Here is a 24025-nt window from a genome sequence, read left to right on the forward strand (position 1 = left end):
GAATGTAGCTCGTTCACACTCCTAAACGACGAGTTATTATCATAAGTTTATAGATTAATGCCAACACGTATCCGTAGATAATCTTTGTTAATCGATTACATCTCTATTGGATAAACATTGGTATAAGAATACAGGATTTTTTTCATGGCCAGTCGTGGTGTAAATAAAGTAATTATTGTTGGTAATTTAGGGCAAGACCCTGAAGTTCGTTTCTTTCCAAGTGGTGGTGCAGTGTGTAATGTCACCATTGCAACGTCTGAAAGCTGGAAAGATAAGCAAAGCGGTGAGCAAAAAGAAATCACCGAATGGCATCGCGTAGTATTTAATAACCGTCTGGCAGAAATTGCCGGTGAGTACCTGAAAAAAGGCTCAAAGGTTTATGTTGAAGGTCGCTTACAAACTCGTAAATGGCAGAACCAGCAGGGCCAGGATCAATACACGACAGAAATTCGTGCCAATGAAATGCAAATGCTAGATGCACGTGGCGCAGGCCAGGGTGCTGGCGGTGGCTTCAGTCAAAACCAAGCGCAAGGTGGTTTTAACCAGCAATCCGCGCCTCAATCAGGTTCACAGCCAAGCATGCAACAAGGTGGTTATCAGCAAAACCAAGGTGGTTTTAGCCAACAACCTGCACCAGCGGCACCTCAGTCTTCACAAAGTGGTGGTTTTCAACAAAACCAACAAGGCGGTTTTCAGCAAAATAACCAACAGGCCGCGCCTAAGGTAAACCCGCAAGAGCCAGTGATGGACTTTGATGATGATATTCCGTTTTAGATCGTAAATCGGCATCATAAAAATATGATTTTTAAAACCCTGCATTGGCAGGGTTTTTTATTGGTCTATTTTGGCGCGATAATTTGCGGGATTTGAGTTTCGACGACTAAACTAAGTCATTATTATTAGTCGAGAATAATTATGTCGAACGCAAATAACGCCTCAACTCCAATCGCACTACCTTTGTGGAAACGCTGTTTAATTACCCTTGCGGTAATGCTTGTCGTAAGTTTTTTAATTGGGCTGTTGGTGCGCAGTGTATTTGGCTTCTCTCTCCCGGATTATGTCTCCGGTGTTATCGGTGGTTTTTCATCAATCCTGATTTGGGAGTTCTTAAAAAGGGTTCGGCCTAAACCTTGATCATCTTCGGTATTATATTATCGGTTCTTTATGTGTTGGGTATCGTCTCTGCATTCCATGCTGTCATATATAATCGTACTTCCCAAGGCGCCATTGCCTGGGCACTTTCGCTGATTTCTTTCCCATTTATCGCCGTACCTGCTTATTGGGTGTTTGGCCGCCGAAAATTTGAAGGCTATGTCCTTGCCCGAAAACGAGTATTGGAAGATTTTGATGACGTGCCGGCAAATCTAATCGCCAATATCCAATCTTTCATACTCCCCCAAGAACAAAGGAATCCGAGTATACACGCAGCAGAATTAATGGCTCGGGTGCCTTTGGTAACGGGTAATCGCTGTGAACTTCTGATTGATGGTGAAGCAACATTTGCTTCGATATTTGCCGGCATTGATAGTGCTGAGAAGTATGTTCTGGTGCAATTTTATATCGTCAGACCGGACGGTTTAGGCAATCGTTTAAAGGACAAATTAAAGGCAAAAGCGAACGCTGGTGTAAAGGTGTTCTTTCTTTATGACGAGCTCGGATCGGTCGGGATCGGTAAATCATATATTAGCGAACTGCAAGCGGCAGGCGTGGTGGTGCATCCGTTTAATACGCGTAAGGGGATTCATAACTGGTTTCAGGTTAACTTTCGTAATCACCGGAAGGTTGTGGTCGTTGATGGTCAAACTGCTTGGATAGGAGGCCACAATGTTGGCGATGAATATTTAGGGAAAGACGATAAGATTGGTCCATGGCGAGATACCCATGTAAAGATTTCCGGGGCTGCAGCGCTGGCAGCACAGGTGTCATTTCTGGAAGATTTTCGCTGGGCAGCGGACTACTTCCCTGAACTCAGCTGGCAAGTAGAGGTAGACCATAAGGACGACCAGCCAGTGCTCATCATTCCAACGGGTCCGGCTGATGATATGGATACTGCATTGTTGATGTTTACTCACATTGTTAACAGTGCCAAATCCCGCGTCTGGATTTCGACCCCATATTTCGTGCCCGATGAGAGTGTTATTCTCGCGTTGCAATTGGCAAGGTTGCGTGGGATTGATGTACGCGTCATCATTCCTCAAGTGCCAGATAGCCTGCCTACCTATTTTGCCGCCTATAGCTTTTTTGATGAATTGGTTGCCAGCGGTGTTGAATTTTATCGCTATCAGACAGGGTTTACGCATGAAAAGGTGCTGCTCATCGATAACAGTTTGTCCGCCATCGGAACCGCAAATTTTGACAATCGCTCCTTTCGGCTCAACTTTGAAATCACTGCGTTAATTGGCGGTGATGAATTTGCTAATGATGTTGAAGCTATGTTTGAAAGTGGTTTTGGGCAGAGCATCAAAATGCAAAAAGATGATTATGCGAATAAATCCATCTGGTTTAAATTCGCGGTTAATGCCAGCCGATTAATGTCTCCGGTTCTTTAACGATCAGTCTGTATCATTGTCAATATGTGGACCAGGCCCTTGCTGCGCGGCAATATCCTCTGGATTAACGAGCTGACATCTGCTCATTGAAAGGCAACCACAGCCGATGCACCCATCAATATTATCCCGCAATGCAGTCAAAGTGTTTATTCTGTTATTGAGCGTATCGTGCCACGCTGCGGACAACTGTTTCCAGTCATCAATAGTGACCTTTTTCTGATTAGTGAGTCGAGCGAATTGCTGTTTGATCTCGAACAGGGAGATCCCTGCGGACTGGGCAATTTTTATCACGGATATCACTCGGATCACGTCTCTTGGATAACGCCTGTGATTACTCGAATTTCGAAAGGATTTAATAAGTCCCTTTTTTTCATAAAAGTGCAGAGTTGAAATAGCAACCCCGGTACGTTGCGATAATTCACCGACGGCGAGTTCTTGTTCTGGCAATGGTTTGGCGCTCACAAAAAATGATGCCATTAGAGTAACGGGATAAACGTGATTTGCAAACCCGGACCAACACAAAAGAGTAGCTAAATGAATAAATTAACTAAGAGTCAAAGGAGTAGTAAAAACACGCCAGAGTCATAAACAGCGACTCTGGCGTGAGAGGGAGAAACTTGAATTGTTTTGCCTTAAACGGCATTAATAATAATAATCGTCGTGATTATGAATTTGTGGGTCATCGAGTAGTTCTTCAAGGCCCACTTCGAAACTTCGATTGTCCTGTAAGTCAGTTAAATAAACCATTTGAGTTGCACCATCAACCCAAGTTACCGTGCCGCTTCCCTTTCGACTACCGCAGATCATTCCTATACGAATCTTGTCAAAATCCATACTTCCTCCGTTTTAAGTGAAAGTGATAGATCGGGGCTAGCTTAATGCCAGCAACAAGAGTTATGACTTATCTTTGAGGCAAAAGTTCCGACTATTTCCAAATTTAATGATCGCCGGCGTTGGTTTTCGCCAGAGCTAGTTCTCGTCAAGTGATCTCTTGACAGACTTAAGGCAAAAATTCGATGCCGAGTGAACAGGCTCTTGATGCGCCGGTTACGCAGGGGAGGTTGGATGGTAAGTTTAGATCAAATTGACGGGCAAGCCAGGCAAACACTACGGCTTCAAGGCTATCATTATCGACCCCTTTATCCGTTGAGCGAATAACGGTATGCCCAGCGAGGTTGTTTTTAAGCGAGTTCATCAACAGTCCATTATTGGCTCCGCCACCACATACGATCACTTCACAGCATTGGGATAGTGCTGTAATTGTCTGCGCAATGGTATCGCTAGTTAAGGCTAATAATGTCGCTTGCACGTTTTCAGGGGCCATTTTACGATTGGATTTCTCAAAAGCGCGGATATGGGTATTAAGCCAGTCCATATGAAAATATTCTCGACCGGTACTTTTTGGAAAAGGCAGGGAAAAATAAGGATCGCGTTTGAACAATGCCAATAAATCAGGCTCTACTGAGCCACTGCCGGCCCACTGACCATCCATATCGATGCCAGCGGTACAACGCGGGTGGTGGTGGCGATACCAGTCGTCTAACAATGCATTACCCGGACCAATATCAAAACCACAGATTTGCTGTTTGAGATCGCCAGGAAGAAACGAAATATTGCTAATGCCGCCAATATTGACGATACAAACATCCGTTCCTGCTTGCTGAAAAATTGCTTGATGATAAGCAGGGACTAACGGTGCGCCCTGGCCACCAAGCGCCATGTCTTTTTGTCGGAACTGACCAATGACCCGAATGCCAGTCCGGCAAGCCAGAGTCTGGCTGCAGCCAATTTGCTGAGTAAATACATTTTTACCGATGGGACGGTGGCGAATGGTTTGTCCGTGGTTGCCAATGGCCCGGATATCCAGGTGATGCAATTGTTGCTGTGCAAGAAAATCTTCTATCGCACCACTGAAGCACACAGCCAGTTTTTTATCTAAAAAACCGGCTCGATCAATTTCATTGTGGCCAGGTACATATAATCCGGTAATTTCATCTCGAATACTGTGGGAATAAGGAGTGAAGTGACTGGCGATTAACTGCGGTTGAACACCGGCAAAATCGACCAGTGCCAAATCGATTCCGTCGGCACTGGTTCCAGACATTAAGCCAATATACAGGCTTGAATTGTTAAGATTACTCTGCGATTTCTTGTTGGCTGACATCCGTAGCGGCCAATAATGTGCGTTTTGAACCCTGCAATTCAGTTAATAATTGCGTTGCAGAAGCGGTAAACTCTTCCTTGTATTGCTTATTGATTGGCAGAGCTTCCGGTAATTTCACTGTACGTGGATTGCGATGCACGCCATTAAGCAAAAATTCATAATGCAGATGCGGTGCTTGCGATAGACCGGTTGATCCGACATAACCGATAACCTGACCTTGCTTGACGCGTTGCCCTTTTTTAACGGCACGCTTTGAAAAGTGCAGATATTTTGTGACTATGCTATTTGCATGTTGAATAAATACATAGTTACCATTGTACTTATTGTAAGTTGATGCAATAACACGTCCACTACCAGCCGCTTTTACCGGTGTTCCCGTTGGCGCTCGATAATCTACACCATTATGAGCTTTGTAACGTTTTAAGATCGGGTGGTAACGCTTAGGTTTGAAATTAGAACTGATGTAATTAAAGCTAACCGGTGCACGCAGGAACGATTTGCGCATACTTTTGCCACTCGGCGTGTAATATTCACCATCTTTGAAACGAACGGCCTGAAACATCTCGCCATGGTTTTCAAACTCAGCGGCTAAAATCGCCCCATGACCGACAAATTCACCGTCAATGTATTCATTCTCATACATCACACTAAAATTATCGCCGGCGCGAATGTCTAGTGCGAAATCGATATCCCAGCCGAAAATGTTGGCCAGGTTCATAATTTGTGCATTGGTCATGCCCGCACCAAGCGCGGCATTCCAGAAATTCGATTTAATTGTTGCTTGCGCGTAGGAAATTCGTCGTTCGACCTGCTTTTCATCAAATGCGACTTCAAAACCGGACTCGCTTTTGCTTAGCTGCAAGGTTTTAACGGGAGATACCGCATACGAAAGAGCGACTAACTTTTGCTGCTCGTTGCTGGCGATTTGTAATTCATCACCAACTTTCAGGCGTTTGAGAATATCTGCGCCCTCGGTATTGGCGATTTGATGAGTCGTTTTTGCAGGGAAACCCAAACCAGAAAGAATCTTACCTAATGAGTCGCCGCTTTTCACGTTGACGGTTTGCCAATTCACGGCATTATCACTAGCGTTTGCTTCGGCTTTTATCGTTTCAGCAGCTAGGTTGGTGAGTTCAAGTTTGTTTTTCTTTCCAACTTCTACCGATGGTAAACCGGCAACTTTATGCTCTTGGCCAGGATTAGACGGTAAAACCAGCAGAAATAGCATAAAAATACTGCAACAAATGATTAACATTTGATGTTTTCTGGGAAGTTGTGAATATAGATTGATTATATTATTCAATGTATTAACGCTATTTATTGGAATTTTCATAGGTGTATCATTTTAAACTATAACAAAAAAAGCAAAATCCACATAACTTTTACACTTAAATTGCCTGAAAATATACAGTAGAATTGTAACCAATACTGATTAATTAGATTTCAATTGAGACAACTTGATGACCGATATCCAAAAGGCGTTTGCTGAAATTAAGCGTGGCGCCGAAGAAATTTTGCTTGAAGATGAGTTATTAGAAAAGCTAAAAACCGGTAAGCCGCTAAAAATCAAAGCGGGATTTGATCCAACCGCACCGGATTTGCACTTAGGTCACACAGTGTTAATTAATAAACTTCGTCAGTTTCAGCAATTGGGGCACGAAGTCATTTTTTTGATTGGTGATTTTACCGGTATGATCGGCGACCCAACCGGCAAAAATGTCACACGCAAGGCCTTAACTCAAGACGATGTGTTGGCAAATGCGCAAACCTATAAGGAACAGGTGTTTAAAATTCTAGACCCTGCTAAGACTCGCGTTGAATTCAATTCTACCTGGATGGATAAACTGGGTGCTGCGGGTATGCTTAAACTTGCCGCGCGTCAAACCGTTGCCCGAATGATGGAGCGAGATGATTTCAAGAAGCGGTTTAAGGAAGGCCAGTCGATCGCCATCCATGAATTTATGTATCCATTAGTTCAGGGCTGGGACTCGGTTGCTTTAGAAGCCGATGTTGAGTTAGGTGGTACCGATCAAAAATTCAATTTATTGATGGGCCGCGAATTACAAAAATCAGAAGGCCAGCGACCGCAGACCGTGTTAATGATGCCATTGTTGGAAGGGCTGGACGGCGTACAAAAGATGTCTAAGTCACTGAATAATTATATCGGTATCACCGATAGCCCGACAGAAATGTTTGGCAAAGTGATGTCGATTTCGGATGATTTAATGTGGCGTTATTATGATCTATTGTCTTTTAAGGCGCTGGACGTGATCACCGGTTATAAAACTCAGGTAGAACAAGGTGCGAATCCTCGTGATATTAAAATTGAGTTAGCAAAAGAATTAATTGCTCGTTTCCATGATCAACAAGCGGCTGATGCGGCTCACCAGGAATTTATTAATCGATTCCAAAAAGGGGCGATGCCAGATGATATCCCAGAGCTGGATATTACTGTTGAAAATGGCGAGATTGCGATTGGCAATTTACTAAAAGAAGCGGGGCTGGTTGCGTCAACATCAGAGGCCATGCGCATGGTAAAACAGGGCGCGGTGAAAATTGACGGTGCTAAGGTCACCGACAATAAACTGTCCTGTATGGCTGGTACAACGGCCATTTATCAGGTTGGTAAACGTAAATTTGCTAAGGTCTCATTGAAATAAATGATCGCGTAATCTGCGCCAGTGCATTTTTCAAAGCCAGTATTAATCTAATATTAATGCTGGCTTTTTTATTACACTGTAGAGTAGAGTTAAGCTAGGGAAACCAACTAAGAATAACATTGAGTTACCGTAATTTTGCTGCAAATATTTTCATTCTGATCACCTTCTTGCTGACCGGCTGCGCCAGTCAGCCGAGTGCGAATTTTAATCCGGGATATGCCTTTTCTGATATCCAAAGTTATGCGCTTTTTCCCCGTGACCATGCCATCAATGATGTGCAAAGGCTAAGTGACTTTCAACGAAATCGGATTGAACTGGCGATTGAGGAAGGCATGGAAGCGTTGAATTATTCCTATGCTGAACAGGAAAAAGCCGATGTGGTTGTCAGTTATTTTTTCGTACAATCAAGCTTAGCCGAACTTAAAGCGTATAACCGAGAAGTGAAAGCCTGTCTCGTCTGTACTGAGAAAGAACAACGCACACTGAATAAAAATATTAATACTGAGACGTTAATCATTGATTTATTGTCGACCAAGAATATGAGAAGCGTATACCGAAAAATATCTGGTTTGAAAATGAAACCGAAAAACAGCTCCGATGAAAATCAGCAATTGATTATCGAGGCAGTGCAACATGGGCTGGCCGATTTACCAATGTTAACGACACCTGGCAAATAACCGCATTTAGTTTCATTGCTTTTCTTCAGCAATTACGAATAAAGCCGTATAATAACGGCATACACAAATTACGAGATTAATTATGACCATCCCAAACGATGAAGTCGGTTCCATCTTGCTTGAGATGCAAGATGCTGGAATGGATTTGAGCCAACCGGTTGTCGTGGAGTTTTTTCAACTTTTCGAGAAAAAGGAGAATGCCAAGGCGTTGGCGGATTATTTGTCGTCGCAGGTAGACATTCTTGACGTTAAATTACACCCTGATCAAACCCCTGAAGTCTGGGATGTTGACTGTACTGTAAAAATGATCCCAAGTTACGAAAATATTGTTGCCAAAGAAGCACAGTTTGAAAAGCTCGCCCGTCAATATGACGGCTACAACGATGGCTGGGGTGTACATTTTGCGGATGATGAGTCCGCATAAATTGGGTTATCAAGGGCTTTCTTTTTTTTCGTCACTGTCTGCCGTTACACATACTTCCTCCTCCTCTTCGCGCCCGCGTTGATTATGAACATCTTCATCATCATCAATGGCAAATGCGGGCAAAGAGAATCCCCAGTAAATGGCGGCGAGACGCAACACTAGCCCGCAGATCATAGAGACAAACAGTGAGAAATTTTCACTGAAACCAAGACTTTCAAAGATCACAAACAGGCTGGCGGAGAACAGGGCTACGACCGCATAAAACTCTCGACGCAATAATAGCGGTATCTGGTTGCAGATAATGTCACGGATAATACCCCCGGCAACACCGGTGATCGTGCCCATTATCACCGCCATTAATCCGGTCATTTGGTAATCGAGGGCCTTTTGGGCGCTGAGAACGGCGAACATCGCTAAACCAAAGGCATCAACAACCAACAGTAGCTGCATCGGCACATGGCTCGGTCGTCGAACAAAGAGCATGGTGATTAAAGAGGTGATAACGATAGAGTAAATATAATCATTGCGGGACAGCCAGAACACCTCGACACCCATGATAAGATCGCGAATCGTACCACCTCCGACTGCAGTGATAGCAGCCAGTACCATGACACCAAATGGATCAAGGCGATAGTGACCTGCCGTTAACGCGCCGGATAGGGCAAACGCCACAATCGCGATAGAATTTGCATATTCAATAAAGGCGGATATGTGGTGTTCTTCCATCGCGTATGATCCGGCTAGTCAGTTGTCTTTATACTCTCTTTAGTTAAAGGTAGCTCATTCGCCTGCCATTGCTGAAAATCTCCTTCCAAATGACTGACTCTTTGGAAATTGTTTTCTTTGAGGGTATCGATTGCCATTTGTGCTCGTCTGCCACTACGACAATAGACAACGATATTTTTGCCCCTGTAGGATTTAAGCAAAGGCTGATTTTGATCAAGTGTATCGTGGGGAATATTCACGGCGCCAGTAATATGGCTTTCGTTATATTCTTCAGGGCTCCGGACATCAAGCAACAGAAAGTCTTCCTTGCTCTCCATTAATGCCAATACCTGGCTTTGGGTTGCTTGTTCGGGTAGTTCGCTTTGACTAACTGGAAATTTTTCTGCACAAGCGCACAACAACAGCACGAAAAACAGCGTAAGTGGACGTAGCATAAGGTTTGCTCCCTTATTGGCAAGCTCAATTGTCAGTGTAACGGTACATAAACATTCTCGCCACTGCAAGTTTTAGGTTTGCAGCAGCAAGACAGAAAATGCGAAACCAGCCCGATTTGCAAATGCCTTAAAGTGACTTGCCTTTGAGTGCACTCAACATATTGATAACCAATTGCGATGAATTAACCGATGCGGTTTCCAAATAAGCTTCAAATGATGTGGGTGATTCTTTGCCGGCGATATCTGACATTGAACGGATCACCACAAAAGGAATATTAAACTGGTGGCAGGTTTGGGCAATTGCCGCACCTTCCATTTCTACCGCAGCCATGGTCGGGAAGTTTGCTCGGGCTTTGGCGATATCTTCCTCTTTGGTCATAAAGGTATCACCGGTTGTAATCAGTCCAGTTAATGTCTGAATGTTTTGCAGTTGCTCGATACCGGATTGCGCCGCTGCCACTAAAGTCGGGTGGGGTAAAAAAGCCGCTGGCATCGCGGGTAACTGACCGATTTCGTAACCAAAAGCGGTTACATCCGCATCGTGATAACGGACTTCGGAACTGATCACAATGTCACCGACTTTTAACGATTGCTCAAAGCCACCAGCGCTGCCGGTATTGACGACATAATCCGGTGAAAACTTATCAATTAGCAAGGCGGTTGCCAGTGCTGAGGCCACTTTACCAATTCCCGATTGCACCAAAACGATTTCGCTGCCATCAATTGTGCCGCTGTAAAAGGTGTATCCTGCGTGGCTGGACTGATTAACATTTTCAAGTTTTGATTTTAAAATGGCGACTTCAGGCTCCATCGCTCCAATGATACCGGCTTTCATGTAATAACCTTTTGGATAAAATAATGAGCGGATTATAAAGGATTGTGCGGAAAAAGGTGAATGCTCGCGATACATTTCCTTAAAAACACGCCGCGAGCAAGACTGCTAGCATCGCCATGGGCGAAATAGATTAAGGGGTTGGAAAACAAAAAAGCCCGGGGAACCCAGGCTTTGTTTATGCAATGATGGTCACGTTAAACCGGGTAAGCGGCTTTTAAACCCGCATATACCTGCTGCTGAAAATCACTAGCACTGCTATCTAATGAATCTACCAGATCAGCCAGCACTTCATTGTCTTCTTTGCCATTCCAGACCTTTATGTAGGTACCTTCTTTGTAACCAAAGTCCTGACGGAAGAAATTTAAGGTGTTTTTACCAACGTACTGACGGAATAATTCATCAAGATCCATATTCATCAATTGCAGACAGGCCGCAAAACTTGGCCCATCAAAACGTTGCTCACTTACTGCAGCACCAGCAAGCACTTCTAGTACGTTTTTAAAGTCACTACCGGCCAAAGGATGCTGAATTTCAGTGGCTAAGGTTTCGGCAATCTTATTGCTATCGGCTTCCTGCATCAGACGCAGGCTTAAACCAAAGTGAAAGATGTCTACCAGTTCAAGTTGTACCTGAGGCACATCACATTCTTGATGTTTCCACCATTTCCAACCGTGGTGGTCGAGCATCTCCGCACACTCTACCCAAATGGCACGATACCATTCATAACCATTGTCGCGCCAAGTTTCACTCACGCGAGAATTCATTGCATCTTGCATGGTTAGCATTTGTTTGATTTGCGTTACCGCAACGGATAAATCAGCCATATTTTACGTTGTCCATGTCCGTTATAAATTTTCGTTATAGTGTGCCCGAATTGGACGCTAATTGCTATGCTCATCCCTTCTTCTTAATTGCCGAAACATTGAAAGTTCCCATGGGCGCATCGCCAATAAAACGCCAATGTGCTGTCGATTCGCGGGATTGATTTTGCTGTCCTGTTGGTTCAACTCATCACACTCCTGTTTCAGGTGTTGTAGCTTTTTCTTAATTAAATTAATACTCGATGCGCTGTAGCTACCCCGCAAATAAAATCGAAACGCATTATCATCCTGAAAATCAGACATCAGAAATTTGTTCATCACGTCGTTAGCGATAAAACGCTCTAATGGTCCGCGACTTATCCACTGAAAATCGTGGGCGATTAATAGCTTATAGTGATTGTTGGGTAACAGTTGAATCATATTAAGTTTATCCAGACGAGCGAGCAATCGCACCGCCTGTAGCGGTTCAATGGTATAGGTTGAAATAATATCGTGATAACTCCAGCCATCGCGAACACATGCGGCGACTAACAATAGCTTCGGGTCATCTACCAGTTGTTGCTCTTGCTCTAAGGTTAATTGAGAAATTTTTTGTTGCTGTTTTTCAACCAGATAAAAGAAATCAGACAGGGTCAAATCCAATAATTCACATAATTGTTCAAGTCGATCCATGCTTAATCGCTGCTGTGAAAAAAAACGTTTTACATTCGCCTCACTCATCGAAAAACTGGCGGCAACATCTGCATAGGTGAGTTGCTGTTGTTTGAGCAGCCGTTTTAACACCTGCATCATTTTCGGGATCTGCGACATTTCTAATTGACCTTAGTGAGACATTAATCGTGTTGCTAAAACAACAAAAGTATATTTTAGCTATACCTTGGGTTTAAGTTAACACGACATTAACAATCTTGGTATACAAATAATAAATCACCTTCCATAGTGAATATGCCTCGAGCAAGAAGGCACTCAACAAAATCTCTATTTAGGAAGGAAGTGAAAATGAAAACATTAGTCATGATAAGTACAACGCTACTCGCTCTGGTTTCTGGCTCTGTATGCGCAGCACCAGGCGTTTCGGAACATTCTGCTCAAGCAGGAAAGCACAGTGCACTCGCTGTTTCTAATGCGGGTACGGCGAGTGGTAAAGCGGTGAGTGGTGTGGTGGCGGTACCGCTAACGGCACTCGGTGCCGTTGGCAATGCCAGTGGCAGGGCAGGTGATGCGTTAATGGAAAATGCGTTGACGACACAGCCGCTGTTAATCACTGAGCTAACGGTGACCTCATCGCCAGTGGTCAAAACTGAACCTGATCCTGCGCCAAACGTGGTGATCAATATTAACCATGAACAGACAAACGGCAATCAGGAGTAGTGATGATGAACAGATTATCCATGATCAGAACAATTGCGATAACGTTGATTTGTACGTTATCCATTAGTACGAGTTGGGCTGGAAGTGCCAGCCCAAAGGACAACCAACATGATGTTGAGGTATTGAAGTCTTTTGCTAAGCAAGTGGAGCGCTATGCGGCTGAGCAAGGTGCCCGGGCATTCATTATTGGCCGAATTGGCAGACCGAAATCTCAGTTACCTGAAGGTGTAACCTTTACCCATGCAGCGATTGCCATTTATTCGGATATTCAACTCGATAATGGCGACACCATCCAAGGGTATGCGGTGCATAACCTTTACCAAAAAGAAGGTGACAAAAGTAAAAGTACGCTCGTTACCGACTATCCGGTCGACTTTTTTTGGGGCGTTCATGATCTCAAGGCTGGGATCATTATTCCTGAACCGCAATTGCAAGCTCGTTTGATTCAGGCGATCGCTCGAGGTGATAACGCCAAAGTCCATAATGCGGAATATTCGGTGATGGCTAATCCATTTAACGGTGAATTTCAAAACTGTACTGAGCATACTCTGGATGTGATCAATGCCAGCATTTATCAAACAACGGACAAGGCAAAGTTAAAAGCGAATGCCAAGGCTTATTTTCAGCCGCAACGCATCAAAACCAGTCCGCTTGCCCTGCTGTTTGGTTCGGCCTTTATGAAAGATCTCACCTTGAAGGATCATAGTGGCAAAATTTATACCGCGACATTCACCTCTATCGCACAATATTTGGAGGAGAATAGCTTGATGCGTAACGCAGTAATGCTCGATGAAAACGGTAATACCAGTTCGCTATTGTAAAAGAGCGCGGTGTTAAAAACGGTGGTTTTCATCCGGAAAACCGTAAAGATTCTTTTCAAATGCTTTCAATGTTTATTGTGGTTTACCATTGAAGGTATCGAAAAGAATCTTTTCTATTGCAGGCAAGCGCCTCAAAACACCAGTTTTAGTCGTTAGACTTGTTATTGATATAGCGATTTAATACGGTTGCGGCAGTCATATCACCGGTAACATTGACCACAGACCGGCCCATATCGAGCAAGCGGTCGACCCCCAGAATAAGTGCCATTCCTTCCACGGGCAATCCTTGGCTGGCAAGCGTACCGGCTAAAATCGGTAAAGAAGCGGAAGGGATACCCGGGGCTCCAATGGAGGCAACCAAACTCAACAATACGATGGTCACCATTTGCGCCGTCGTTAAATCAATTCCGAATGCCTGGGCGATAAACAAAACGACGGTTGCCTGATACATTGCAGTGGCATCCATATTAATGGTGGTACCCAAGGGAATAATCAGCCGACTTATCTGGGGTTTAACCCCGTGCAGGGATTCAGTGACTCGCAGGGTTACGGGCATAGTCGCACTGGAAGATGAGGTCGCGAGTGCCAGAGCCATAACTTCCCGACAATTACGAAGAAATTCCCAGGGGGATTTTTTTGCAAACACTGCAATGATAAACAGATAAACCAGGATGATACATAACAGGCCTATCAACACGTTAATAAAGAATAACGAAACGGCGCTAATCGCACCAAGCCCTTTGGTTATGATGACGTTTGCAATCAGGCCAAAGACAACAATGGGGGTGTACTTCATCAACCAAAGTACGATGGTCATGCATAAAGATTGCACACTCTCCATAAGTGCTAACAATGGTTGTGCACTTTTGTTGTCCATATGCAATAAACCAAAGCCAATGATGATTGCCGCGACCACAACTTGCAACATTTGATTCTGGCTCAAATGGCTGAAAATATTGGTGGGGAAAATTCCAGTAATCATGCCGATCAAGCCATTCTCGGTAAGGTCCAACCGCTGCATCTCTGGGGGCGAGAGTTGCCCAAGATACTCAGGATTCATGACGAGTCCGGGTTGGATCCAGCCGGCGAGGACAAACGCTAAAGCAATGGCTAATGCGCTGGTGCAGAGTATGTAGCTAACACCAAAACCTAAGGTCTTTAGCGCTTTCACATCATTAGAGCTGGCAATCCCTAATATGACAGAGCTTAACACCAGTGGCAGGACAATGAATTTCAGCAGCATCATAAAAATGGTGCCGGGGAGAGCGAGCCATTGTCCGAGAGTTCTGGCCGTATTTACATTGACCAGGCCAAAGTTTTCACTCAGCAAACTGCCAACACTAAACCCTAAAAAAAGGGCGATTAGTACTTTGAACCAAAGTTGCTGGCGAAAGTGGGTATTAGTCGGTTTTTCGGTTTCTGACATGGCAGTGCTTTTTTTATTATTGCGATTGCTATAACTTAACCTTGTTTTCTCCGTGTGCAAAGGTTTGCCTGAAAAACACAGGGAGATGGTCCTATTTGCGCGATTGCATTGGCATGTACATTTGACGGCTTATTTTGAAGGTCTATTTTGACGGCTTGTTTTGACGTAAGTACCTGTCCAGTTGATTGGCAAATTGTTGCTTATCTGCCGCGGAGAGTGGTGCCGGGCCTGAAGTTTGTACACCACTGGCTCGCATGGTATCGAAAAAATCACGCAGATTCAGACGAGAGCCGATGTTTTCATTAGTAAACAATTCACCGCGTGGTGACAAGGCGATGGCGCCTTTATCGATGACTTCTTTAGCAAGGGGAATATCCTGAGTGATAACCAGATCCCTGGCGCTAACTTGTTTGACGATTTCATCGTCGGCAATATCAAAACCACTGCTAACTTGAGTAAAACGAATGAATTTTGATGGTGGTACGCGCAATGGATGATTGGCCAATAGGTTCGTTTGTGTCTGGGTGCGATCTGCGGCCTTAAATAAAATTTCTTTGATGGGGGCTGGGCAGGCATCGGCGTCTACCCAAATCACAATGTCATGGTCTGCCATAAGGTTAAGGTTCCTATCTATTTTCTTTGTTGTTGATCGGGTTTTAAAACCGGGTCAAAAATCGATTTGTTTGGAATCTGCTCGGCACTAAATTGGTTGCTTTGATTTGGCATATAACCTTTGCTGACATATACGACCCAGTACTCGACATGAGGGGCATTAGTATCTCGTAGAAAAGCGACACCGATTTCGTCCTGCTCCAAATAAAAAGGCAGTTCACCTAAGAGGTGCTGGCGATGGGCGGTGGATTGTTTAAACGCACGCCAAGCCGAATCGGCGCTCGTGTAGCCACCGGCAATGGCTTCTACCTGATTACTCATCATACTACCGTAATAGTCAGGAAGTTGATAACCCCCATTGCGTAAGTGAGAGTTCGGACTGCCATCAAGGTTATGCATTACCATCCCGTGTTCTGCCATGATTCGGGCTTTATCTTGAGCCAATGCCGTCAAAAGCTTATTACAACGCAACTCTGCTCGTTGTTGCTCACTATCTTGTTTAATTAAATTTGCCAGAATAACCGCTTGCTGGTGGTTGCCGCACTCATTTGTAAAAACGGGGGCACTTTTTGCGGTTGCAATAGTAGTAATGAATATAAGAGACAGAATTAAAGGGAATGAACGCTTCATGATTTAGATGAGGTGTGACTGCAAAATTGCTATCTATTTCACCACAACATCATGAAAAATAATATAAAAATTTGGCAGTGCTTTATTTGTGAAGGGTAAACATTCCTGTTGGAAGAACAATTATCACCTATGTCGCGCAGAGGTGTCTGTTGATTAGGGGGGGCATTTAATAACAGCTCACACTGGAGTGGAAGTGAAGGTGCGATTATTTCGAACCTTCAAGGGCAATCTGTATTTCGCTTAAGTATGCAAAGCTAATAACTGGAAAAATTTAAACCGAAGTAATTGACCACGGCGCTTAATATCAACCAGATGCAAATCGCGATCAAACCATTTTTAAACTGTATCTGAGTCGGCTGTGCGATCATTTGTTGCTTTTTGCGACCGGTAAATATGGCGCCAATGACGTTGTCGCCACGAACGACATGCAAGATTCCAGCAATGGCGTGAATGCCAATCAGGACGAGTAATACATCAAATAAGGTTTTATGCCAGGACACCATAAAAGCAGCGATATCATCGCTTACCAATGCATACAAAGGTCCTTCGCTAAAGACATCGTCTGAGCTAAACAGACCCGTGGCTAGCTGCAACCCTAATGTTAACAACAGGGCCATCACCATATATCCGCCTACCGGGTTGTGACCCACATGAGGGCGTGCGATATCATTGTTGCGCCAGGCATTAACCACCGCAATCGGCGTTTTGATAAAATTTGCAAAACGTGATGTTTGGCTACCGGCAAACCCCCAGAAGATGCGAGTAAGCCAGAGTGCAAGTAGGGTAAATCCGGCAATAAAATGCCATTCAAAAATGCCTTCTTCGCCGGTATACCAAAGCAAAGCCAGCAACACTAGCTGGCTTAGATGATAAACCCGGGTAAAGCTGTCCCAGACTTTTACGCTGTTTGCGGACATGAATTAATCGTCACAATCCATTTTAAAGGCTTTGTGACCTTTTTTGCTGGCTTTACCGATTTGACTTAGCGCTGCTTTACGCTCGTCATCTGTAGTCGCTTTGCTAAGCGCTTCAGCAGATTCTTGTAAATATGCCATGCCTTTTTGATATTGATCAAAATCAGCCTGCTGTGCGGCAGTTAATTCTTTGTTATCCGAAATCTGTAAAGGTACTAAACCATCACTTTTTTCAATATTGGCAAGCAAGTCTTGAGCAACGACGTTCATCGTCTCTGTGTCGCCGGCTTTCATGGCTTTTTTATAAGCTTTCATATTGTCTTTCATGTCGCCCATGATGCCTGCAAGTTCGGTTTCACCACACATTGGATGAACATCGTTGGCCATCGCCGGACCAGACATGGTTAAAGCGCATACGAAGCTGGAAATTAATAACTTTTTCATAATTTAGTTCTCATTTTGTTGTACTAAAATCTGTCATTGGCAAATTTATACAGAGGTTAAGAGGAATATTCAATATTGTTTATCGGGTTTATACGACGCTTTGCCGCGAATGGTTCTAATGGTGAACACAAAGTTAGGTGCTTGTTGTTTAACTGAGATATACTGTGGACAAGTTTTCCTTACCAGACGGTGAGTTGGGAGAAAATTCCACAATCGCTGATCTGTCTACTGAATTGGAAAGGACTGAGTGAAATCCAAAGATCCCCACTTTAATCGTGAAGCAAAAAAATATGACAAGCCAATTGCCAGCCGTGAATTTTTGCTGTCACTTATTGAAGAAAAAGGCTACCCATTAACCTTCGTGCAAATCTGCAAACTATTAGATTATAGAAGCGAAGAGCAAAAAATTGCATTAAAACGCCGCTTACGCGCGATGGAAAACGCCGGGCAATTGCTGTTCACCAAGTTTAAGCAATATGCAAAAGCGAGTGCTACCACCGTCATTACCGGGGAAATCATTGGTCATCGCGATGGTTTTGGTTTTTTAAAGCCCGATGAAGGCGATAAGGATTTATTCATCCCTTACCATGAAATGCGCAATGTCATTCATGGCGATATCGTCGAAGCGCGAGTGGTGGAAGGGGCTGATACTAAAAGCAAACAAGAAGTTAAAATTCTCGATATATTAGAGCCCCGCACAGATGCCATTATTGGCCGGTTATTTGTTGATAACCAAAGTATTGTGGTGGTGCCAGAAGATGCGCGCATTACCCACGAAATCGTCATTCCGAAAGACAAACGCGGCGCCGCTCGTCATGGTCAAATGGTCATTGTTGAATTATTACAACGCCCATCAAAACGTTCATCTGCCATTGGCCAGATCACCGAAGTGTTAGGGGATCATATGGCGCCAGGTATGGAAATTCAGGTCGCGATCCATCAACACGATTTGCCCCATACCTGGAATGATGAATTGTTGGCAGAAACGGCAACGTTAACTGAGGAAGTACCAGAATCTGCCAAACAAGGGCGAGTGGATTTACGAAACTTACCACTGGTAACCATCGATGGCGAAGATGCCAGAGATTTTGATGATGCGGTTTTTTGTGAGCCGAAAAAATCCGGTGGCTGGCGCTTGTGGGTTGCTATTGCCGATGTCAGTTACTATGTGCGTCCTGAAACGGCATTAGACGGTGAGGCGATAAAACGTGGTAACTCGGTGTATTTTCCCGAGCAGGTCATTCCGATGCTTCCTGAGGTGCTTTCAAATGGTTTGTGTTCATTAAATCCTCACGTTGACCGCTTGTGTATGGTGTCCGAAATGACCATCAGCGCTAAAGGTAAGTTAACCGGTGCTAAGTTTTATCCTGCATTAATGCGTTCCCACGCAAGGTTTACGTACACCAAGGTCGCGGCTATTCTCGATGGTGATGCGCCCTTAAGGGAGCAATATAAAGACCAGGTTAACGATTTGGAAAATTTACATCAGCTCTATCATGCCTTGGTGCACGCACGCCGAAACCGTGGTGCAATTGAATTTGAAACCGAAGAAGTGCGGTTTATCTTTAATGCCAATCGCAAGATTGAATCGGTAGAGGCGCTAGTGAGAAATGACGCCCATAAAATCATCGAAGAATGTATGATTATGGCCAATGTCGCTACCGCGAAATTTATCGAAAAACATCAAAAACCCGGTTTGTTCCGAGTCCATGATAAACCTAATGAAGAAAAGTATGGGAATCTGCTTAACTACTTGAGTGAGTTAGGCGTAAACCTTGAGAAGAAGAAAGAACCAGAACCTGCAGACTTTGGCGATATTATTGATAAAATCAGCGACAGACCGGATCAGGAACTGATCCAGACCATGTTACTGCGTTCAATGAAACAAGCGGTTTATCAAGCAGAAAATATAGGCCACTTTGGTTTAGCACTGCCCCATTATGCCCATTTCACTTCCCCCATACGCCGCTATCCAGATTTAGTTGTGCATCGCGTCATCAAATCAATTTTAGAACAGCAACAAAGCGATAAGGTTAATGTTGGTTTCCATGATTATGATCTTGGTCAAGTGACCGAGCTCGGTGAGCATTGCTCAATGACTGAACGCCGGGCCGATGAAGCAACCCGTGATGTCGCAGATTTTCTAAAATGTGAATTCATGCAGGATCATGTTGGCGATACGTTTACAGGGGTAATTGCCACAGTCACGAATTTTGGCATGTTTGTGCGCTTGCAGGACTTTCATATTGAAGGTTTAGTTCACATCAGCTCATTAGGGCAGGATTTCTTTCATCATGATGAAGTTCGCATGTGCCTGGTTGGTGAACGCAGTGGGGTTAAATACCATGTTGGCGATATTATCGAAGTGCAAGTGGCTGCGGTGAATATTGACGACAAGAAAATTGATTTGACGATAGGCAACCCCGTGACTGCTGGTAAAGCAAAAAGTAAAGGCAAGGCGAAAGGCTTGCGCCGCCGGACAAAACCGAATGGCAATGCACCCAAGTCATCGGCTAGGTCATCGGCACCGGGTTCGCGAGCGGGCTCTGATAAAACATCGGCAACTACGCCTGCGGACAAACGCGGCAACAAAACTAAAAAATCCAGCGCCAAAAAGCGTAAGGGCAGGCCAGGTAAGAATGCTCGTAAAAACCCGAAAGGTTAACAGTTGCAGGTTAAATGTCGACCTTGCTCCATTAACATGAAATTTAAAGCACTAAAGGCAAACTAGTAAACAGCTATGGCAAAACAAGACGAAATTGTCCTCGGTATCCACGCCGTCAATGCATTGATAAAACGTGCTCCGGAGCGCTTTATCGAAATTTGGTTTTTAAAAGGCCGGGAAGATGAGCGCCTGCTACCGATTATCAATTTGGCACGTAAATATGGTGTGTCGGTGCAGTTTGTGCATCGTAAAGCGCTGGATGATAAAAGTGAAGGTGAGCAACACCAGGGTGTGATTGCTCGCGTTAAACCCGGTAAGGTTTTTACTGAGCAGGATCTCGATGACATAATCGAAGCGGCAAAGAAAAAGGGAAAGAACCCATTTTTATTGGTTCTTGATGGCGTGACTGATCCACATAATTTAGGTGCTTGTTTGCGAAATGCCGATGCGGCAGGAGTGGATGCGATTGTTGTCCCTAAAGATAATGCTGCCCGCATTACCTCGACGGTACGAAAAGTTGCAGTGGGTGCTGCTGAAACCGTGCCATTGGTGCAAGTAACAAATCTTGCCCGCAGCATGAAAGCCATGCAGGAACTGGGCGTTTGGCTGGTGGGTACTGCCGGTGAAGCGCAACAATCCATCTATGAATGCAAACTCACCGGCCCTATTGCATTGGTGATGGGCGCTGAAGGTAAAGGCATGCGCCGCCTTACCCGGGAAACCTGTGATGAGTTAATTAAACTGCCAATGGCTGGCTCGGTATCGAGTTTAAATGTCAGTGTAGCCTGTGGTATTTGTCTATTCGAGATTGTTCGCCAGAATCTAAGTTAATCACCTAAGTTTTGATCAAGGGGTCAGAGTCGTTGAAAATATCAACTACTCTGACCCCTTGATATTTATATCCCATCTGTTTGCTTTTATTGAGAAATTTATAAATCTGGATACACTAAAGCTAATCGTAGGGTTTGAGAGTTACGTGAATGGCAAATATCATTATCTGTGCGGATGGCACCTGGAACCGTCCTGAAGAAGACTTACAAAAAGACTTTCCAACCAATGTACTTAAACTGGCTCGCGCCATTTCGCCAGGTAGTGCCGATGATAAGCAACATGTTTTCTATGACTGGGGGTTAGGCTCATATCACAATGCGATGGGCGCTGGGACTACGGGCGCTGGTATCCATAAAAATATTCTCGATGGTTATCGCTATATCGCCCAGAATTATGCCGAAGGCGATCATATTTATTTATTCGGTTTTAGTCGCGGCGCATATACCGTTAGAGCGTTAAGTGGATTGATCAATAACTGTGGGATCTTAAAGCGCCAACATGCCAATCGGATTTCCGAGGCCTGGCAAATCTACAAAAGCCCGGTTTCTAAAAACGCACCAAAAGGTAAAAATTCCTCACAGTTTTTCGCGGATTATTGTCATCCGTCGAAACACATTCATTTTGTCGGTGTCTGGGATACGGTAGGCGCGCTGGGGATCCCGTTCAGTCTTATGGGGTTGTTTGATAGTCACGATGAATTTTACGACACCAAGATGGGGTCAAACATTAGCTTTGCTCGTCATGCTCTAGCCATTGATGAAAAGCGTCAGGATTTCGAACCCACAGTTTGGATGCCCAGGGATGGGGTCGATTTAAAGCAGGTCTGGTTTGCAGGCGTGCATTCTGACGTTGGCGGCTCTTATCCGCCGGACAAAAGTACCGGCAATGTGGCATCTGATATGCCTTTAGCCTGGATGCTTAACGAAGCACAACAAGTCGGGCTCAACATAGAAACGCATATACATGAACAACTTTCAGACGGCGAATTGGCACCAATTCATCGCTCACGTAAACACGTTTATCGATTCAAACGCCCCTTAGACCGACCCCTCTTAGTTGCAGGCAAACCCACATTGATTCATCCAAGTGTGCAAACACGATATGAACACGATTCGAGCTATCGACCGCCGCAACTACAAAAGCTGGTTGAAGAAACCGGTTGGGAAAATTTGCCCATCGGAGAATAGAGCAGCGTGTCAGGATTATATCTTCTAGCGGTTGTCCGCTAGGCTTGTCTATCTTGATTTACCTTGTGCGGTTTTGATGAGCGAGTTAGAGTCGTTGAAGAGACTTCTTTATAGAGATTCCCACGTAAAGATGACAAGCCGATAAATGCAATATAATAAGGCCTTGGACGAATGAAAAGATTAATTGGGGTTTGTTTGCTACTGCTCTTTCTTATGATGATTTGGAGCGATTCAACTCTCTGGGAAGATGACAAATATGCTGTGTATGTTATTGACGGTCAGGCTCATTTTGGCCTAAAGGCAGGCGACGATATATATATCGGCAGATTTGAACCAGAAATTGTAGCAGTTGGTTCGAATTCCGAATACGTTGTAATACAAAGGCGCATTCGTGGCGATATACTTTATTTCTATATCAATAAAGCGCAGGATCATGGCTACTTGAATGCTGATGAAATAGTGTACGCCGGATATCAAAAAGACAAGTTTGAACAGTTGAAAGCTTCACATGGCTTGCCTGAGTTCAGTGTCTTTTTTTAAACTAAATCCAAGTTCCTAGCACGTTAATTGCTCTCCAAATTAGCATTTATTAAAAGACTAATCCTGATACTAGTTTGACGTTAATAGATTGAAAAGGTTGATATCTTTAAATAGCGAGGAGCGCTCGCTCACCCATTCTTTTTATCTATCCAGTGTGTTTTGCTTGCATACTCAGTAAAACGACCCAATCGCTCGGTTTTGTCCGAAATCGAACTACATTTTAACTCAATTTTCTAATTGCTAGCAATTGGTTAGAGGCTCTGGTAGAAATAGGTTATTACGAAAAAGAAGCTATGCTGCGGTAGAAAAACGCGCGAATAGCTCGCTATAAACATGTTATGCGAAAGCAATAAAAATTGAGAGCAAGCAATGTATAAACGAATGTATATCTATTTTTTTGTTTCGTTTCTGGTAGTGGTCTCAGGATTTATGCCAAGTTATTTTCTTGAACTTGGTGAAAATGATGTTGCCCATCACATTCATAGTCTATCGGCAATCCTATGGTATTTATTGTTAATTTCTCAGGCAGTTTTGATTAAACAAAAGAAAAACAATTTACATCGGATTATTGGAAAAGCATCATTTGTACTAGCTCCCGTTGTGATTGGTAGTGCTTTTCACATTATGTATGTGAGTCAAACTGACTTAAAAATGGACGCGTTTTGGACGCTTACATTCTTTATGGTTGATCATGGAATGATTTTAGCGTTTGCATTTTCCTATTTCTTAGCGGTTCGATTTACAAAGCAAATTCAGTTACACGCTCGCTTTATGGCAATTACGGCTCTCGTTGTTTTGCCTGCGCCATTATCGCGGTTAATGGGGGCAAGCTTAATACCTGACTTGAGTGGAATGGCGCGCCTTAATATTGTCTATATTCTTGTCGAAGTGATTTTCGTTATTATCCTTTTCAGGGATAGGGAGTTAAGGTTTACGAAGAATCCCTTCTCTTTTTTCTTCATTAGTATTTTGGTAATTCATGGGATTGTGAATTTTGCTGGAAATTCTATCATTTGGGCGGAATATTCGAATCTATATATTTCCGCATATTCGAGCGCATCGCACATAGTCAACATTGGATGGCTAGCCGGATTTTTATCGCTTGCATTTGCGATATACTTATCGAAACTAAGAGGAGCGAGTGAATCAGTTTCGTAGATTGCCTAACCAAATATCCTTGAAATGAAACGGGAGTCCATATAGGGAATGACGCGAGGCGGAGGTACTTTTTCTGAACCCTGAAACCTGCCACATGCTACCTTGATTTAATTATCAACCCCGTTTCCAATTTCCG

26 protein-coding genes are annotated in these 24025 nt (G+C 44.0%); 12 read left to right on the forward strand and 14 right to left on the reverse strand.

Annotation, left to right across the window (positions count from 1 at the left end; all coding sequences use genetic code 11):
• The first annotated feature begins 144 nt into the window (after nucleotides 1–144).
• The gene (gene ssb, locus FE810_RS03740) at nucleotides 145–774 is read left to right on the forward strand and encodes a single-stranded DNA-binding protein (protein ID WP_138318704.1); all 630 of its coding nucleotides are present in this window, start codon (nucleotides 145–147) and stop codon (nucleotides 772–774) included.
• Between the two features lie 356 nt (nucleotides 775–1130).
• Complete coding sequence (gene cls, locus FE810_RS03750; RefSeq protein ID WP_212744469.1) at nucleotides 1131–2549, forward strand: cardiolipin synthase; 1419 nt, start codon at nucleotides 1131–1133, stop codon at nucleotides 2547–2549.
• A gap of 3 nt (nucleotides 2550–2552) precedes the next feature.
• On the opposite strand, the gene soxR is transcribed toward cls, so the two are convergent.
• From soxR to FE810_RS03770, 4 genes are all read right to left on the reverse strand, one after another.
• Nucleotides 2553–3026 carry a redox-sensitive transcriptional activator SoxR gene (gene soxR, locus FE810_RS03755; RefSeq protein WP_138318706.1) on the reverse strand — a complete coding sequence of 158 codons (474 nt, stop codon included), beginning with the start codon at nucleotides 3024–3026 and terminating at the stop codon, nucleotides 2553–2555.
• Nucleotides 3027–3191: 165 nt separating this feature from the next.
• The gene (locus FE810_RS03760; RefSeq protein WP_138318707.1) at nucleotides 3192–3383 is read right to left on the reverse strand and encodes a hypothetical protein; all 192 of its coding nucleotides are present in this window, start codon (nucleotides 3381–3383) and stop codon (nucleotides 3192–3194) included.
• A 166-nt stretch (nucleotides 3384–3549) separates the two neighbouring features.
• Entirely contained in the window at nucleotides 3550–4713 is a 1164-nt protein-coding gene (locus tag FE810_RS03765; protein WP_138318708.1) for an anhydro-N-acetylmuramic acid kinase, read from the reverse strand.
• On the reverse strand, nucleotides 4685–6046 hold the full coding sequence (locus FE810_RS03770) for a peptidoglycan DD-metalloendopeptidase family protein (RefSeq protein WP_138318709.1): 1362 nt from the start codon (nucleotides 6044–6046) through the stop codon (nucleotides 4685–4687). The genes FE810_RS03765 and FE810_RS03770 overlap by 29 nt, the downstream gene beginning before the upstream one ends.
• A 127-nt stretch (nucleotides 6047–6173) precedes the next feature.
• Between FE810_RS03770 and tyrS the strand changes: the two genes are divergently transcribed.
• From tyrS to FE810_RS03785, 3 genes are all read left to right on the forward strand, one after another.
• A complete protein-coding gene (tyrS, locus tag FE810_RS03775) occupies nucleotides 6174–7373 on the forward strand; it encodes a tyrosine--tRNA ligase (RefSeq protein WP_138318710.1) in 1200 nt (399 codons plus the stop codon).
• A 119-nt stretch (nucleotides 7374–7492) separates the two neighbouring features.
• Complete coding sequence (locus tag FE810_RS03780; protein ID WP_171022253.1) at nucleotides 7493–8050, forward strand: DUF4136 domain-containing protein; 558 nt, start codon at nucleotides 7493–7495, stop codon at nucleotides 8048–8050.
• Between the two features lie 82 nt (nucleotides 8051–8132).
• Entirely contained in the window at nucleotides 8133–8474 is a 342-nt protein-coding gene (locus FE810_RS03785) for a ribonuclease E inhibitor RraB (protein ID WP_138318712.1), read from the forward strand.
• Between the two features lie 9 nt (nucleotides 8475–8483).
• On the opposite strand, the gene FE810_RS03790 is transcribed toward FE810_RS03785, so the two are convergent.
• From FE810_RS03790 to FE810_RS03810, 5 genes are all read right to left on the reverse strand, one after another.
• Nucleotides 8484–9200 carry a trimeric intracellular cation channel family protein gene (locus FE810_RS03790; RefSeq protein ID WP_138318713.1) on the reverse strand — a complete coding sequence of 239 codons (717 nt, stop codon included), beginning with the start codon at nucleotides 9198–9200 and terminating at the stop codon, nucleotides 8484–8486.
• Between the two features lie 14 nt (nucleotides 9201–9214).
• A complete protein-coding gene (locus tag FE810_RS03795; RefSeq protein ID WP_138318714.1) occupies nucleotides 9215–9634 on the reverse strand; it encodes a rhodanese-like domain-containing protein in 420 nt (139 codons plus the stop codon).
• Between the two features lie 127 nt (nucleotides 9635–9761).
• The gene (gene mtnN, locus FE810_RS03800; protein ID WP_138318715.1) at nucleotides 9762–10469 is read right to left on the reverse strand and encodes a 5'-methylthioadenosine/S-adenosylhomocysteine nucleosidase; all 708 of its coding nucleotides are present in this window, start codon (nucleotides 10467–10469) and stop codon (nucleotides 9762–9764) included.
• 194 nt (nucleotides 10470–10663) lie between these two features.
• Nucleotides 10664–11293, reverse strand: a complete 630-nt coding sequence (locus FE810_RS03805; RefSeq protein ID WP_138318716.1) for a dUTP diphosphatase — start codon at nucleotides 11291–11293, stop codon at nucleotides 10664–10666.
• A gap of 57 nt (nucleotides 11294–11350) precedes the next feature.
• Complete coding sequence (locus FE810_RS03810; RefSeq protein ID WP_138318717.1) at nucleotides 11351–12100, reverse strand: helix-turn-helix domain-containing protein; 750 nt, start codon at nucleotides 12098–12100, stop codon at nucleotides 11351–11353.
• A 189-nt stretch (nucleotides 12101–12289) separates the two neighbouring features.
• Here FE810_RS03810 and FE810_RS03815 point away from each other — a divergent pair, with 189 nt between their 5' ends.
• Both FE810_RS03815 and FE810_RS03820 read left to right on the forward strand, forming a co-directional pair.
• Nucleotides 12290–12661, forward strand: a complete 372-nt coding sequence (locus FE810_RS03815) for a hypothetical protein (protein ID WP_138318718.1) — start codon at nucleotides 12290–12292, stop codon at nucleotides 12659–12661.
• A gap of 20 nt (nucleotides 12662–12681) precedes the next feature.
• On the forward strand, nucleotides 12682–13482 hold the full coding sequence (locus FE810_RS03820; RefSeq protein ID WP_246036895.1) for a DUF2145 domain-containing protein: 801 nt from the start codon (nucleotides 12682–12684) through the stop codon (nucleotides 13480–13482).
• 145 nt (nucleotides 13483–13627) lie between these two features.
• Here FE810_RS03820 and FE810_RS03825 read toward each other — a convergent pair whose 3' ends face one another.
• The 5 genes from FE810_RS03825 to FE810_RS03845 all read right to left on the reverse strand — a co-directional run bounded on the left by FE810_RS03825 (nucleotide 13628) and on the right by FE810_RS03845 (nucleotide 17508).
• Entirely contained in the window at nucleotides 13628–14908 is a 1281-nt protein-coding gene (locus tag FE810_RS03825; protein ID WP_138318719.1) for a dicarboxylate/amino acid:cation symporter, read from the reverse strand.
• Between the two features lie 142 nt (nucleotides 14909–15050).
• Nucleotides 15051–15506, reverse strand: a complete 456-nt coding sequence (locus FE810_RS03830; RefSeq protein ID WP_138318998.1) for a YaiI/YqxD family protein — start codon at nucleotides 15504–15506, stop codon at nucleotides 15051–15053.
• A gap of 32 nt (nucleotides 15507–15538) precedes the next feature.
• The gene (locus tag FE810_RS03835; protein ID WP_138318720.1) at nucleotides 15539–16150 is read right to left on the reverse strand and encodes a CAP domain-containing protein; all 612 of its coding nucleotides are present in this window, start codon (nucleotides 16148–16150) and stop codon (nucleotides 15539–15541) included.
• Between the two features lie 254 nt (nucleotides 16151–16404).
• The gene (locus FE810_RS03840; protein ID WP_138318721.1) at nucleotides 16405–17067 is read right to left on the reverse strand and encodes a cytochrome b/b6 domain-containing protein; all 663 of its coding nucleotides are present in this window, start codon (nucleotides 17065–17067) and stop codon (nucleotides 16405–16407) included.
• 3 nt (nucleotides 17068–17070) lie between these two features.
• On the reverse strand, nucleotides 17071–17508 hold the full coding sequence (locus FE810_RS03845) for a cytochrome b562 (RefSeq protein WP_138318722.1): 438 nt from the start codon (nucleotides 17506–17508) through the stop codon (nucleotides 17071–17073).
• Nucleotides 17509–17755: 247 nt separating this feature from the next.
• Here FE810_RS03845 and rnr point away from each other — a divergent pair, with 247 nt between their 5' ends.
• From rnr to FE810_RS03870, 5 genes are all read left to right on the forward strand, one after another.
• The gene (gene rnr / locus FE810_RS03850; RefSeq protein ID WP_138318723.1) at nucleotides 17756–20173 is read left to right on the forward strand and encodes a ribonuclease R; all 2418 of its coding nucleotides are present in this window, start codon (nucleotides 17756–17758) and stop codon (nucleotides 20171–20173) included.
• A 75-nt stretch (nucleotides 20174–20248) separates the two neighbouring features.
• Nucleotides 20249–21004: a 23S rRNA (guanosine(2251)-2'-O)-methyltransferase RlmB gene (rlmB, locus tag FE810_RS03855; RefSeq protein ID WP_138318724.1), complete on the forward strand. Its 756-nt coding sequence runs from the start codon at nucleotides 20249–20251 to the stop codon at nucleotides 21002–21004.
• Nucleotides 21005–21153: 149 nt separating this feature from the next.
• Entirely contained in the window at nucleotides 21154–22191 is a 1038-nt protein-coding gene (locus FE810_RS03860; protein WP_138318725.1) for a T6SS phospholipase effector Tle1-like catalytic domain-containing protein, read from the forward strand.
• A 171-nt stretch (nucleotides 22192–22362) separates the two neighbouring features.
• Nucleotides 22363–22731, forward strand: coding sequence for a hypothetical protein (locus tag FE810_RS03865; protein WP_138318726.1), 369 nt, complete (start codon nucleotides 22363–22365; stop codon nucleotides 22729–22731).
• A gap of 369 nt (nucleotides 22732–23100) precedes the next feature.
• The gene (locus tag FE810_RS03870; RefSeq protein WP_138318727.1) at nucleotides 23101–23889 is read left to right on the forward strand and encodes a hypothetical protein; all 789 of its coding nucleotides are present in this window, start codon (nucleotides 23101–23103) and stop codon (nucleotides 23887–23889) included.
• Nucleotides 23890–24025 lie beyond the last annotated feature (136 nt).

The organism is Thalassotalea litorea, assembly GCF_005843925.1.
Taxonomy (GTDB): Bacteria; Pseudomonadota; Gammaproteobacteria; order Enterobacterales; family Alteromonadaceae; genus Thalassotalea_A; species Thalassotalea_A litorea_A.